The sequence below is a fragment of the Kribbella sp. genome, from assembly GCF_035687465.1.
In the GTDB taxonomy this organism is placed as follows: Bacteria; Actinomycetota; Actinomycetes; order Propionibacteriales; family Kribbellaceae; genus Kribbella.
The window spans coordinates 1-13,464 of sequence record NZ_DASRXP010000154.1 but is presented as its reverse complement, the minus strand read 5'-3'; the positions used below and the strand labels follow the sequence as shown (position 1 = coordinate 13,464).

The 13,464-nt window shown below is 68.7% G+C and carries 13 protein-coding genes; 2 read left to right on the top strand and 11 right to left on the bottom strand.

What is annotated here, in order from left to right; genetic code table 11:
- From VFG33_RS07905 to VFG33_RS07895, 3 genes are all read right to left on the bottom strand, one after another.
- Window positions 1-1,946, bottom strand: a 1,946-nt coding sequence (locus tag VFG33_RS07905) for a [protein-PII] uridylyltransferase (RefSeq protein ID WP_325023971.1), incomplete at its 3' end; no start/stop codon positions are given.
- On the bottom strand, window positions 1,947-2,285 hold the full coding sequence (locus VFG33_RS07900; protein WP_325023969.1) for a P-II family nitrogen regulator: 339 nt from the start codon (window positions 2,283-2,285) through the stop codon (window positions 1,947-1,949).
- Entirely contained in the window at window positions 2,282-3,673 is a 1,392-nt protein-coding gene (locus VFG33_RS07895) for an ammonium transporter (protein ID WP_414672933.1), read from the bottom strand. The genes VFG33_RS07900 and VFG33_RS07895 overlap by 4 nt, the downstream gene beginning before the upstream one ends.
- Window positions 3,674-3,889: 216 nt before the next feature.
- Here VFG33_RS07895 and VFG33_RS07890 point away from each other — a divergent pair, with 216 nt between their 5' ends.
- Window positions 3,890-4,486 (top strand): TetR/AcrR family transcriptional regulator, encoded by a 597-nt coding sequence (locus tag VFG33_RS07890; RefSeq protein WP_325023967.1) that lies wholly within the window; start codon window positions 3,890-3,892, stop codon window positions 4,484-4,486.
- 3 nt (window positions 4,487-4,489) lie between these two features.
- Here VFG33_RS07890 and VFG33_RS07885 read toward each other — a convergent pair whose 3' ends face one another.
- The 3 genes from VFG33_RS07885 to VFG33_RS07875 are packed head-to-tail and all read right to left on the bottom strand — an operon-like array spanning window position 4,490 to window position 7,157.
- The gene (locus VFG33_RS07885; RefSeq protein WP_325023965.1) at window positions 4,490-5,749 is read right to left on the bottom strand and encodes a hypothetical protein; all 1,260 of its coding nucleotides are present in this window, start codon (window positions 5,747-5,749) and stop codon (window positions 4,490-4,492) included.
- Window positions 5,746-6,201, bottom strand: coding sequence for a sigma factor-like helix-turn-helix DNA-binding protein (locus tag VFG33_RS07880; protein ID WP_325023963.1), 456 nt, complete (start codon window positions 6,199-6,201; stop codon window positions 5,746-5,748). The genes VFG33_RS07885 and VFG33_RS07880 overlap by 4 nt, the downstream gene beginning before the upstream one ends.
- Window positions 6,202-6,227: 26 nt before the next feature.
- Window positions 6,228-7,157, bottom strand: coding sequence for an NAD(P)/FAD-dependent oxidoreductase (locus VFG33_RS07875; protein WP_325023961.1), 930 nt, complete (start codon window positions 7,155-7,157; stop codon window positions 6,228-6,230).
- A gap of 81 nt (window positions 7,158-7,238) precedes the next feature.
- On the opposite strand from VFG33_RS07875, the gene VFG33_RS07870 reads away from it, so the two are divergent.
- Window positions 7,239-7,814 carry a cupin domain-containing protein gene (locus VFG33_RS07870; RefSeq protein WP_325023959.1) on the top strand — a complete coding sequence of 192 codons (576 nt, stop codon included), beginning with the start codon at window positions 7,239-7,241 and terminating at the stop codon, window positions 7,812-7,814.
- On the opposite strand, the gene VFG33_RS07865 is transcribed toward VFG33_RS07870, so the two are convergent.
- From VFG33_RS07865 to cydC, 5 genes are all read right to left on the bottom strand, one after another.
- On the bottom strand, window positions 7,811-9,007 hold the full coding sequence (locus VFG33_RS07865) for an RNA polymerase sigma factor (protein WP_325023957.1): 1,197 nt from the start codon (window positions 9,005-9,007) through the stop codon (window positions 7,811-7,813). The two genes, VFG33_RS07870 and VFG33_RS07865, sit on opposite strands and share 4 nt — an antisense overlap.
- Window position 9,008: 1 nt before the next feature.
- Window positions 9,009-9,407 carry a YciI family protein gene (locus VFG33_RS07860; protein ID WP_325023955.1) on the bottom strand — a complete coding sequence of 133 codons (399 nt, stop codon included), beginning with the start codon at window positions 9,405-9,407 and terminating at the stop codon, window positions 9,009-9,011.
- A gap of 69 nt (window positions 9,408-9,476) precedes the next feature.
- Window positions 9,477-10,778: an NAD(P)/FAD-dependent oxidoreductase gene (locus tag VFG33_RS07855; protein ID WP_325023953.1), complete on the bottom strand. Its 1,302-nt coding sequence runs from the start codon at window positions 10,776-10,778 to the stop codon at window positions 9,477-9,479.
- 60 nt (window positions 10,779-10,838) lie between these two features.
- Window positions 10,839-12,023 carry a signal recognition particle-docking protein FtsY gene (gene ftsY / locus VFG33_RS07850; RefSeq protein ID WP_325023951.1) on the bottom strand — a complete coding sequence of 395 codons (1,185 nt, stop codon included), beginning with the start codon at window positions 12,021-12,023 and terminating at the stop codon, window positions 10,839-10,841.
- A gap of 43 nt (window positions 12,024-12,066) precedes the next feature.
- A partial coding sequence (gene cydC, locus VFG33_RS07845) for a thiol reductant ABC exporter subunit CydC (RefSeq protein WP_325023949.1) occupies window positions 12,067-13,464 on the bottom strand: 1,398 nt, incomplete at its 5' end.

Genomic DNA, 13,464 nt, shown 5'->3' with positions numbered 1-13,464 from the left:
TCGCGGAGAGCCACCGCGAGCCGGTCCCGCAGCCGCACGGGGTCCGGGACAGAGCCTGCGACCGTCCACTGTGAGATGCCCAGCTCCTCGACCGAGGTGATGACCGCAGACCGCACAGCAAGCCGCTCCACAGCCAGTACTCCGGCCACTGTCGACAGCGTGCCTACCTGATCCGGTACTGCGACGTTGACGCGCAGGTCACCGTGATGCTCGGACACAGTCACGCCTAGCCGTCCCACCCCGACTATCTGATGCAACTGCGGTACAGGGATCGGCGGAGCGTCGCTCCAGAGCCCAGCCCCTCCCCCGGACAGCTCTGCGCGTACCCGGCGACACAGCTCGCCCACCAACCGAAGCCGCCACGGCGACGACGCTGCAGGGCCGGCCGCACGGGCATCGGCATAGGTGAGAGCTTCCAGCAGGTCCAGCGTGTCCGTGTCGCCCATGATCCCCGCGACGAGGTCCACAGTCATCGGGTCGTCCAGGTCCCGTCGGGTAGCCACCTGCGCGAGCATGAGGTGCTGCCGCACAAGCAGGGCGATCGTGTCCACCTCTGCATCCAGGAATCCCAGCCGCCGAGCTACAGCAGCGGCGATCGGCGCACCACTGACACTGTGGTCGTCGCTATCGACCGCCTTGCCCAGGTCGTGTAGCAACGCAGCCACCAGCAACAGGTCGGGTCGCCGTACGTCGCGGACCATCTTCGAAGCCTCGACGCACGTCTCCAACAGATGCCGGTCGACGGTGAACCTGTGCACCGCGGACTGCGGCGGCCTGAACCGCACGCTGTCCCACTCAGGCAGCAGCCGGGAGATGTACCCGGCCTGGTCCATGGACTCCCACACCTCAAGCAGACCCGGCCCCGCCCCCAGCAAGGCACACATCAACCGTCGGGCCTCCCCTGGCCAAGGCTCTGGCAGGGCGGCAGCCGACGAAGCAAGTCGTTCACACACAGCAGGCGACAACACCAGCTCGCGGTCAGCCGCAACCGCCGCAGCCCGCAGACCCAGTACTGCGTCGCGCTCGGGCCGGGCATCCGGCATCAGCACGACCTCGCCCTCGTGCTGCCCGACGCCTTCGTCCAGTGCGAGCAACAGCGGGCCACCCGTGCGCTGACGGCGCCGGGAACGCGGTGAGCGGGTCACCAAGCTCTCAACCCGCCGCCAGGACACGTCGCACACGTGGGCGAGCGTCCTGCCAGTGGCATAGACGTGCCGCAGCAGCTCATCACGACCATCGAGCCCGACCCCGGCCGCAACCTCTCCGGCCAGGTCCGCGACCAACCGGTCGGTCGCACGCCCAGCAACGGCATGCAGTTCGTCCCGGACGTTCAGCAGGTCCAGCCGTGCCCGCTCCACCACGGGATGCGGTACGTCGATGAGCCACGAAGCCACCAGAGCCCGCAGTACGACGGCGTCACGCAGACCGCCGTACGCCTCCTTCAGGTCGGGCTCGGCCAGGTGCGCCAGCTCTCCGACCGTGTTCGCGCGATCCCGGCAGGCCTGGGCCAACGCCGGCAGCCGCGTCTTCGCAGTACGGCGCCAATCCGCCATCAGGACCGACCGCAACTGCAGTGTGAGGTGCGAATCCCCCGCCACGTGCCGCGCGTCCAGCAACCCCAGCGCGACGCGTACGTCGTCGGCAGCCTGCTGCTGGGCCTCCGCGATCGTCCGGACGCTGTGGTCCAGCCTGGTCCGCGAGTCCCAGAGCGGATACCAGATCTGTGCGGCCAGCTCGTCCACCCGTGGGTACCCCTCGACGTGCACGAGCATCACGTCGAGATCGCTGTAAGGCGACAGCTCCTCCCGGCCATAGCCACCGACAGCGACCAGCGCGACGCCCTCGGTGGGAACACCGAGGGCGTCGCAGGCTTTCGAAAGGAGCAGGTACAGCAGCGCGTCGGCCTCCTCGGCACGAGCGCGCCGCTGTGCTGCCCGGTCCACCATCTACAGTGCGTCTCCGTCGACTTCGCCGGTCCTGACTCTGATGATCGTTTCGACCGGAACGACCCAGACCTTGCCGTCGCCGATCTTGCCGGTCTGTGCCGCCTTCACGATCACGTCCACCACCTCGGCGCTGTCACCGTCCTCGACGACGACCTCGAGCCGGACCTTCGGAACCAGGTCCACCTCGTACTCCGCGCCGCGGTACACCTCGGTGTGGCCCTTCTGCCGGCCGTAACCGCTGGCCTCGGTCACCGTCATACCGGTCACCCCGAAGGTCTCCAGCGCGGCCCTGACGTCCTCCAGCTTGTGCGGCTTGACCACCGCGGTGATCAGCTTCATACCTTCGCACCTTCCTTCTCAGCCGTACCGTCGCTCGTGTCGCCGTCGATCGGGTCCTCGGTCCGCACCACAGTGCTGTGACCACGCAGGCCCGAGCCCGCGGCCAGGAAGTCGTACGCCGTCTCGGCGTGCTCGACCTGGTCGATACCGGCGACCTCGTCCTCTTCCTTGATCCGGAAGCCGATGGTCAGGTCGATCACCTTGGCCAGGATGAAGGCCACCGTGAAGGAGTAGACACCGACGATCACGTTCGCCAGCGCCTGGCGGCCGAGCTGATCCACCCCGCCACCGTAGAACAGGCCGTCCACCGCGGACGGCGCCGCCGCCGTACCGAGGAAGCCGATCGCGAGCGAGCCGACCAGACCGCCGACCAGGTGGATGCCGACCACGTCGAGCGAGTCGTCGAAGCCCAGCTTGTACTTCAGCGAGACCGCGAAGGCGCAGATACCACCGGCGACCACACCGAGGATCAGCGCGCCGACCGGGGTGACCGCACCACAGGACGGGGTGATCGCGACCAGACCGGCGATCGCGCCGGACGCCATCCCGAGCGTGGTGGCCTTGCCGTTCCGGATCCGCTCGATGATCAGCCAGCCGATCACCGCGGCCGCCGTGGCGACCTGCGTGTTCACGAAGGTGACTGCTGCGGTGGTACCGGCGCTCAGCGCGGAACCGGCGTTGAAGCCGAACCAGCCGAACCACAGCAGTCCGGCACCGAGGACGACCAGCGGCAGGCTGTGCGGACGCATCGGGTCCTTGCGCCACCCCACCCGGCGCCCGAGGACGATCGCCAGCGCCAGCGCGGCCGCACCGGCGTTCACGTGGACCGCGGTACCACCGGCGAAGTCGATGGCCTTGATCCCGGTCCCGATGAAGCCACCAGGGTTGTCACCGTCCAGGAACCACACCGAGTGCGCGACCGGGAAGTACACCAGTGAGGTCCACAGCGCGACGAACACGATCCAGCCGCGGAAGGTCGCGCGGTCGGCGATGGCACCTGAGATCAGCGCCGGTGTGATGATCGCGAACATCAACTGGAAGGCCACGAAGGCCAGAGTCGGAATCGTGCCACTGACCGCTTCGGGCGCGATCAGGCCCTTCAGACCCGCCACTGAGAAGTCACCGATGACGCGGCCGGTGTCACCGCCGAACGTGAGCGAGTAGCCGACCACCACCCACAGCACGGTGACGACGGCGATGGTGATGGCGCTCATCATCATCATGTTCAGCACGCTCTTCACGCGCACCATGCCGCCATAGAAGAAAGCCAGGCCTGGTGTCATCAGGAACACCAGGGCGGCACTTGCCAAGACCCAGGCGGTATCGCCGGCGTTGATCTCCATCAACGTCATCCCTTCCATCGATCTGGGGGTGGCCGACGTCCTCATCAAGAGGGGCTCCACAACGCCGGGAAGCCCACGCTCGGCCACACCGCAAACGGTGTCGGCGCGCCGTTTCAGCCGATCGGTCCTGATGTTTCAGGCATGTGACAAAGCACCCCGTTAAGTGACATCCAGGTGACATCGGCACATCTGTGGCACTCTGGCCTGACCACACGGCCCGCAGCCGCGCCACTGCGACCGTCCGAGCTGGGGACTACCGAGATGGGGACGAACAGCGGGGAAAGGCCGCGTCGCGGCAGGCCGCGGGATCCGGAGGCAGAGCCACGGATCCGCCGGTACGCCGTACAGCTGCTGCTGGAGCGCGGATTCGACGGAATGACAGTGGACGACGTCGCCGAGGCGGCGGGCGTCGGCAAGGCCACGATCTACCGCCGGTGGGCCAGCAAAGAGGAACTGGCCAACGACGCGATGGGCCAGTTGTTCGACATCGAGATCCCGGATGCCGACACCGGCTCGATCGCGGGCGATCTGCGGCAGGTCTACAAAGACGCTCTCACCTTCGTGAGCAGCAAAGAGGGCGTCGCACTGGTCCGGCTCGCGATCAGCGAGATGAACCGCGACGAGCAGTTCGCCGCGCTCTACCGGACCTACCTGGAGCAGCGGATCACGCTGACCGCGGCCGCCCTCGAACGGGCCCGCGGGCGGGGTGAGCGGATCGGTCCGGGAGCCGACCCGGTGCTGATGGTGCACTGGCTCGCGGGGGTCCTGATCCTGCGTGCCCTCACAGGTGAGCCGATGCCCGCTCCCGAGGACGCCGATCACCTGGTGGCGATGACGCTCCGATGCATCGTGGAATAGCGGTCACCCGGCAATACCGGGGCCGAGGGCAACAGTGTTCACCTCGAGCTCGGTAACCCGTCGTACCTGCCCTGTTTCCAGGTCCCAGGCCAGCACCCAGCCGGCCACCTGGAAAAGGGAGGTGTGAGGGTCGTACCAGCCCAGAACGAAGCAGCAACCGGGGGTCCGGACGGCATCGGGCGCGGCCGGCCCAGGAGTGGGTGGCGGCGTCGCCGCGGGCGTCTCGCCGAGCACCAGGAGACGACTCGGCGTGGTCTGCGCGGTCGAGACCGCCGCGATCAACTGCGGACGCGATGCTGTCGTCTGCACCTGCGGCAACCGGTCTGCCACGAACAACCGCGCTGCCGTGTCACCCGCTGCGATCGTCTGACCGACCCACGAGCTCGCCGGCAGGCCCAGGGTGCTCTCGAGCGTCCACCCGCCGTTGAGGCTGTACCGCCGCAACTCGACCCGCCCCGGCCCACCATCCAGCCTGTACGGCGCTGTCGCCGCATACGGGTCAGCCGTCCACCGCAGCTGGGTCACCGATTCCTCGCCGAACCCTCCGGCCCCTGTCAGCACCCGAAAGGCGGCCGTGGGTCCGCTGACGAGCACGCGAGCGCTGTCGGGCAACCAGGACACGCTGCGAAGGTCCTCGACCGGCAGCGAGTACCGGCGGGTGACAGCTGTGGTCGCATCGATCACCACCACCCCGCGGGGCTGGGGGAACGCCACCAGTCGCCCGTCCGGTGAGACCGCACCCGAGCCGAGAGGTGGTCCCGTGGCGATCGGGTCGAGCTCGATGGTCGCGTGGACCCAGCGGGCGTTCGCACCGAGCAGGAGCGGCCTGTAGATCCCGTTGGTCTCCGAGAGCAGCACTGCCGCGATCTCCTGGAGCTGCTCCGACTGGAGGTCTGCCGCTGTCTCGGGGAGCCGCAGTGAGTCGCCCAGCGGCGTGGCCAGCCGGTCCAGGAACCGTTCGCTGCCGGACGGCGGGGCCACCCAGAAGTCCATCCCGGAGATCTGCCCGGCCGGCCGGATGTACCCGGCCGGCAGACTCGGCACGGTGTCCGGCGGAACGACCTCGGCGCTGTTCCGGCTGAGTCCCGCGACCAGGGCCGCTATCGCGATGACCAGGAGCACCACGACCCCCGCAATCGTCGTACTGCGGCGTCTCCTCCGGCGGATAGCCAACCCAGCGGACCAGGCAGCGTCTGCCAGGTCCGGCTCAGGCAGAGGCCGGGCGGCTTGCTCCAGCAGCGGCCGGACGTCTTCCCGCCTCACCGCCGGTCCTCCGCATTCCGCCAGTCCCCATGGCCGAGGCCGCTGCGGAAGGCGGACAGCGCGGTCTGCGCGTGTCCGTGGACCGCGGTGTGTGACAGGCCGAGTACTTCGGCCACCTCGAACTCGGTGAGCTCCTCGAAGTGGAGCAACACCAGGACAGTGCGTTGGACCGGGCTCAGACCGGTCAGAACCGCTTTGACCGGTTGCTCGTCGTCGTCCTCGAACGGCTTCGGCCGGGACCAGCGGGACAGGGCGGGCTGGTAAAGCAGCCGCTGCACGAACGCGTCCGGGTCGTCCACCCTGCCCCAACGCAGCGCCAACCGGGTGAAAGCGTGCAGCAGTTGCTCCTCAGCGCGTTCCGGCTCGCCGTACACCAGGTACGCGCTCCGGAGCCACCTGGCCTCCCGCGCATCGACGTACGCGGCGAACTCTGGGTCGACCGTCTCGCGCATCCACCCTCCCGCCCCTATTCAACTCCTCAACTACTGCGCGCGGCCACAGCCACGCGCGTCTCTTCCGCGATCAGATCGGCGTTGATCACGGCGCCGGCCTGCAGCCCGGCAGCGGCGGAGCTGATCACCTGGCTCATCGGATCCGTCACGTTGCCCGCCACCCAGACCCCGGGGACATTCGTCGCGCCCGTGCGATCGGATTCGACAGCGGTGCCCACTCCCTGAATCTCGCCGGCCTTCAGCCCGAGGCTGTCGAGGAAGTCCGCCCGTGCTCGCAGGGAGGTCTGCACGACCACGGCCTGGCGCGGGATCACCCTGCCACCGGCCAGCCGCACGCCGGTGAGCCTGTCGCCGTCCACCTCGAGTCCCTCGACTTCCCCTTGCACCACAGCGATCCCGCGTGCCGCCAGCTCCTCCCACTGCTCGTCGGTCAGCTCCGGCCCCTTGTGCAGGAACAGCGTGACGTCGTCACTCAACTGCCGGAACAGCTGCGCCTGATGGACGGCCATGCCACCAGTAGCCAGTACGCCGATGGCCTGGTCGCGCACCTCCCACCCGTGGCAGTAAGGGCAGTGCAGTACGTCGCGCCCGAACCGCTCGGCCAGCCCCGGTACGTCGGGGAGCTCGTCCGTGGCCCCCGCGGTCACCAGCAGCCTGCGTGCCTGGAAACTCCGTCCGTCGGACAGCTCCACCTGGAAGCCGGATTCCGCCTGGGTCGCGGACGTCACGGTGCCGGTGACCACCTCACCGCCGTACCCGGTGACTTCCTCGCGGCCGAGCGCGTACAGCTCGGCCGGTGGGACGCCGTCCCGGGTCAGGTAGTTGTGCACGTGTCCGGCCGGTGCGTTGCGGGGTGTGCCGTCGTCGATCACCAGCACGGACCGCCTGGACCGTACCAGCGCCAATGCCCCGCTCAGCCCGGCTGCTCCCCCGCCGACCACGATCACGTCATACATGGTGCGCTCCTGTCGTCTCGTCCTGTCCCGACCATCCGTCGGTTTGGCCGAAACGACAAGAATGTTTGCCATACTGGCAACATGGATTCTTTGGACGACGTACTCGAGGCGGTCGGCCCACGGCTTCGCAGCCTCCGGCAGGAGCGCGGCACCACCCTGACCCAGCTGTCAACGACCACGGGGATCTCCGTCAGCACGCTGTCCCGGCTGGAGTCCGGGCAGCGCCGCCCGACGCTGGAACTGCTGCTGCCACTCGCCAGGGCCCACCAGGTTCAACTGGACGAACTAGTCGACGCCCCGCCGACCGGCGATCCACGCATCCACGCGCGGCCGATCAAGCGGAACGGCGCGGTGATGATCCCGTTGAGCAGGCGCCCGGGCGGCCTCCAGGCGTACAAGCAGATCTATCCCGAGGGCTGGCCGGGAGGCGACGTCAACCAGCAGACACACGAGGGCTATGACTGGATCTACGTGCTGTCCGGCCAACTCCGGCTGGTCCTGGGCGACAAGGACTTCGTCCTGTCCGTCGGTGAGGTCGCCGAGTTCGACACCCGGATGCCGCACTGGTTCACCAACCCCGGACCGGGCCCTGCCGAGGTGCTGTGCCTCTTCGGACCCCAGGGCGAACGCATGCACGTCCGCGCCCGCTCCGACTAGTGCTTGCGGGCTTCGGCCGCCTTAGTGGTCAGGTAGTCCCGCTCAGGCAGACTCGTCGTACGCCGGGCCGCCGCGCTGAAGTGATCCGCAGCAGCCGCCGCATCCCCGAGCATCTCGCACAAATGCCCCCGTACTGCGTCCAGTCGGTAATGCCCGGGTAGTTTCGCGTCCAGCGGCCGGAGCAGGTCCAACCCAGCCTGCGGACCCTTCACCATCGCCACCGCGATCGCGCGGTTGAGAGTGACCATGGGGTTGCCCGACAACTCCTCCAGCACCCCGTACAGCGCGAGGATCTGCGGCCAGTCGGTGTCCTGCGGCCGGTCCACCTCGTCGTGCAGAGCCGCGATCGCCGCCTGCAACTGGTACTCCCCCAGCGGCGGCCGGCCGAAGGCGTCCACAGCCAGCGCGACCCCTTCGGTAATGAACTCCTTGTTCCACAGGCCGCGGTCCTGGTCTGCCAGCGGGATCAGTTGACCGGCCGAGCCGGTCCGCGCCGAGCGCCGGGCATCGTTGAGCAGCATCAGCGCGAGCAGCCCGGTGACCTGTCCGTTCTCCGGGAGCAGCGCGTGGACCATCCGGGTCAGCCGGATCGCCTCGGCGGAGAGATCACTCCGCTGCAACTCCGGGCCACTGCTGCTCGCGTACCCCTCGTTGAAGACCAGGTAGAGCACATGCAGGACCTGGCTGAGCCGTTCGTCGCTCTGGTCGACCTCGAACTTCACGCCCTTGACCCGCTGCTTGGCCCGGCTGATCCGTTGCGCCATGGTTGCTTCCGGCACGAGATACGCGGCCGCGATCTCCGCGGTGGTGAGACCGCCGACCGCCCGGAGCGTCAGCGCGATGGCGGACGCAGGTGTGAGTTCTGGATGGCAGCAGAGGAACAGCAGCCGGAGTGTGTCGTCCGTGCTCTCCACCTCGGCCGCCGGTACGTCCCGCTGCGCCGCCAGCTCCTCCCGGCGCCGCCTGGCCTGCTCCTGCCGGACCTCGTCGATGAACCGTCGCGACGCTGCCTGGATCAGCCAGGCTCGCGGGTTGTCCGGACGGCCGTCCTTCGGCCACGTCCTCGTCGCCGCCAGCAGGGCTTCCTGGACGGCGTCCTCGGCCGCGGTGAAGTCGCCCGTCCGGCGGACCACCGCACCAAGGACCTGCGGCGTCAGGTCACGCAGCAGGTCGTCGAAATCGGTTGTGGTCACCTCAGAGCTCTCCCGCCTTCCCCATCACCTGACGGACCTCGATCGGCTGTCCGCACGGATGCCCACCCGGGCCGGGCGCCGACGACAGTACCGCAGCGATCTCCACTGCGCGGGCCTCCGACTCCACGTCGATCACCTGGTAGCCGGCCAGCACTTCCTTGGCCACCGGATAGGGCCCTTTGGTCATGACCAGTGCCGTCACGCCGTTCGCCCGGACCACCTTCGCCAGCTCGGGTGCGGCCAACGCCTGTGCCTCCACCAGTTCACCGCTGTCGGCCAGCTCGTCCAGCTGGTCGCGCAGGTACTGCAGGTGCGCCCTGATGTCCTCGGGATCCCACTCCAGCATCGGCCGGTCGACCGCGCCACCGTCGTGGTTCACCAGCAACAAGAACCTGGTCATGCTCCGCCTCCTGTAGTCGCCCTCAGCCACTGGACGGAGCTGCCCTCCCCTTCTTGACATGCCGCGGTCTCAACGGTGCGGACGAGTCCGCTCCGGGCTGGCGGTCTCCAGCGGTACGTCATCGGCCGGGACGATCCCGAGCTCGGTCGTCTGCCTGCCCAGTACCGCGTCGAGGAGCCACTCGTTCGCAGTACGGACGCGGTTCCCTGGCATGGCCATCAGGTGATAGCCGCGCGTGACTACCTTGGCCGGGAAGCCTGCCAGCGGCACATGCAGCGGGTTGGCCGCCGCATCCGTCCCTCCGAGGTCCACAACGAACCCGAGGTCCCTGTGCTCGTAGGCCTTCCGCTCGCCGGTGCCGAACGACGCGGCGATGTTGCGCGCTGCCCGGCGGCCCTGCCGCTCAGCGTGCTGCGCAGTCATCGGGGTCACCTCACCCGGCCTGGTCAGATCCGGTACTGCGGCCGCGTCGCCGCACGCATAGACGTCCGGATGGCCCGGGACATTCAGGTACTCGTCGACGATCAGCCGACCCTTCTCCGTCTTCAGCCCGAGTCCGCCGACCATCGGATCCGGCCGCACGCCGACACACCAGATCAGCGACTGCGTAGCCACCTCGGTCTTGTCCGTCAGCCGCACCCCGTCGTGCATGGCCTCTTCCACGGACAACCCCGTCAATACTTCGACTCCTCGCTCCCGCAGCACCTTGTCGGCAGTGCGGGACAACCTGATGTCCAGCTCAGGCAGAACCCGGTTGGCCACGTCCAGCAGCATCCAGCGGATCCGCTGGTCACGCAGCCGGGGGCGCTTCTTCTTGAGGAGCTCCGTGTAGAGCACACCGTGCGCGGCCACCTCTGTCCCGGTGTAGCCGGCTCCGACCACCACGAACGTGCAGAGCGCGTCCCGCTCGGTCTGGTCGTCCGTAGCGTCGGCCAGCTCGATCTGCTGGGTGAGGTGGTCCCGCAGGAAGACTGCCTCAGGGATCCCGCGGAACCCGTGCGCATGCTCGGCGACCCCGGGGATCGGCAGCAGCTTGTTCACACTGCCCGCGGCGATGACGAGGCGGTCGTACCCGAGCTGACCACGGCGGCGGAGCGGATCCTCGTACTGGATCGTGCGCTCGTCCAGGTCGAGCCCGTCCACCTCGCCGACCACCAGCCGCACCTCAGGCAGCGTGTCGGCGATGGAGACGGTCACCCGGCGCGGCTCGAGGATGCCGGTGGCCACCTCGGGCAGCAGCGGCACATACAGGAAGTAGTCGGTCGGGTTGACGAGCACGATCTCCGCTCGCCCGCGGGCCAGCCGGCACAGCGTCTTCGCCGCGTGGTAGCCCGCGAAGCCGGCGCCAACGATGACGATCCTCGGTCTCATGACCCCTCAGTATCCGCGCTACCGCCGACCGGCGACACCCTGGTGGCAGGCAGATGCCGGTCAGTCGAGCAGCGCGTCGACGAACTGCTCGGCGTCGAAGGGGGCCAGGTCGTCGGCCCCTTCGCCCAGCCCGACGAGCTTGACCGGGACGCCCAGTTCGCGCTGGACGGCGATCACGATGCCGCCCTTGGCGGTGCCGTCGAGCTTGGTCAGCACCAGGCCGGTCACGTTGATCACCTCGGCGAAGACACGGGCCTGGGTGAGGCCGTTCTGGCCGGTGGTGGCGTCGATCACGAGCAGTACCTCATCGACCTCGGCGGTCTTCTCGATCACCCGCTTGACCTTGCCGAGCTCGTCCATCAAGCCGGTCTTGGTGTGCAACCGGCCGGCAGTGTCGACCAGCACCACGTCGGCCGACTCGTCGATGCCCTGCTTGACCGCGTCGAACGCGATGCTGGCCGGGTCGCCGCCCTCAGGACCCCGCACAGTCCGTACGCCGACCCGCTCGCCCCAGGTCTGCAGCTGGTCCGCGGCCGCGGCGCGGAACGTGTCGGCCGCACCGAGCACGACATGCTTGTCCTCGGCAACCAGTACCCGGGCCAGCTTGCCGACCGTCGTGGTCTTGCCGGTGCCGTTGACGCCGACCACCAACACGACCGCGGGCTGCCCGTCCTTGCGCTCGACCTTCAGGCTCCGGTCCAGCGACGGGTCGACCAGCGCGACCAGCTCCTCGCGCAGGATCGCCCGGGCCTGGTCGCCGGTCACGCCTTCGACCCTGACCCGGGTCCGGAGTCGCTCGACCAGTTCCTGGGTGGGGGCGACACCGACATCAGCGGTGATCAGCGTGGTCTCGATGTCCTCCCACGCCTCCTCGTCGAGGGTGTCGCGGGAGAGCAGCGCGAGCAGGCCCTTGCCGAGCGAGCCCTGCGACCGGGCCAGCCGGGCCCGCAGCCGGACCAGCCGGCCCTGGGCGGACTCGGGCTTGTCCAGCGTGCTCGCCGGCTCGGGCAGTTCGGTGTCCTCGAGCGTCCGGGTCGGGGTGTCGCGCGGTTCCTCGGCGTCCTCGCCGACCTTCGGCTCAGCCGTCTCTAGCGGCGCGGGCTGCGGCTTCGCCGGCAGCTCGGTGGTCCTCCGGCGCCGGGTGACGACCAGTCCGGCGGTACCGGCGACCAGTACGACCGCGACCGCGATGATGGCGATCAGAACCTGGTCAGCGAGCAGAGGGACGAACTGAGTAGTCAACACGGTTCCCCATCTTGGCAGACACCCAGTCCGCCGCTCGCATCCCTCACACCAGGTGGACCCGCGGTTGCGTGGGGTGAGGAGCCAGTTCAGGGCGGTGGGTGAGCAAGACGACGGTACGGCGGCCCGCCGCCGCGAACAGGTCCGTCAGCAGGGCTCGAGCGGTCTCCTCGTCCAGGTGCTCAGTCGGCTCATCCAGTACGAGCACGTCGTGGTCGGCCAGCAACAGCCGCGCGAACGCCAACCGCTGACGCTCACCACCGGACAGCCGGGCCCCGTGCTCACCCACCATCGTGTCGAGCCCCTGCGGTAGGCACTCCACGAACTGCCCGAGCCGAGCGGCGTACAGCGCCTTCCACAGCCTCAAGTCACTCGCCCCCGGCTTCGCCAGCAGCAGGTTCTCCCGAATGCTCGTGTCGAACACGTGACTCTCCTGGGTCAGCAACCCGACCACGGACCGCACCTGATCACCCCCGAGCCTCCGCACGTCCACACCTCCCAGCCGGATCTCGCCGCTGCTCGGCTCGAGGAACCTCAGCAACGCCGAGGCGAGCGTGCTCTTGCCAGACCCGCTTGGACCGGTGACGACGACCCGGCTTCCAGCAGGCAGATCCAGGTCCAGCCCTCGCAGCACCTCATTCGAGCCGTAGCCGGCGTGCAGGTCGCGTACCTGTACCTCTCGCCCATCCGGGACAGCCATTGGCGTCTCGGGCTCTGCAACAGGTGCCGGCGCACTCATAAGTTCCTCTACTCGCGCCAGCGAGGCCCTGACCCGGATAGCAAGCTGCGCAGCCGCCGGAATCCCTCCGAGCACGTCTGCCAACGCAAGCGGCGTCAACACCAGTACTGCGAACACCGGGCCCGAGATGTCGGCGCCACTGCCGAGCACCAACCCCGCCAGGCTCGCTCCCCCGACGCAGAGCACCAGCAAGGCGCTCCCGAGCCCGGCGCTCCAAGCAGAGCGACGTTCCGCAGCCGCCAGCCTTGCGTCGGCCGCTGCAAACGAGGCCAGCACGTCATCCACTGCACCGAACGCCAGTACGTCGGCCGCCGTCTGCAGGTCCTCCGCAGCGGCAGCCGAGACGTCACCGCGGGCTCCCGCAATCGCCCTCTCGGCTCTCCGCGCACTGGCAGCCGTCAACCAAGGCACAACCGTGCACGCCACCAACACAGCCACCGCGACTGCACCACCAGCGACTGGCAGCAACAGCACCAACAGACCGACCGTTGCGACTGCTGTCACTGCGGCAACCACGACAGGCAAGACGACCCGCAACCAGAGATCAAGCACTGCATCGACATCGAGCACGAGCCGAGCCAGCAGATCCCCATTGCGCACCGAAGCCAACCCAGCCGGCGCCAACTCCTCAAGCCGCGCCGTCACCCGAGCCCGGGTCTCCCCCAACACCCGGTACGCCGCATCGTGCGCCACGAGCCGCTCCAC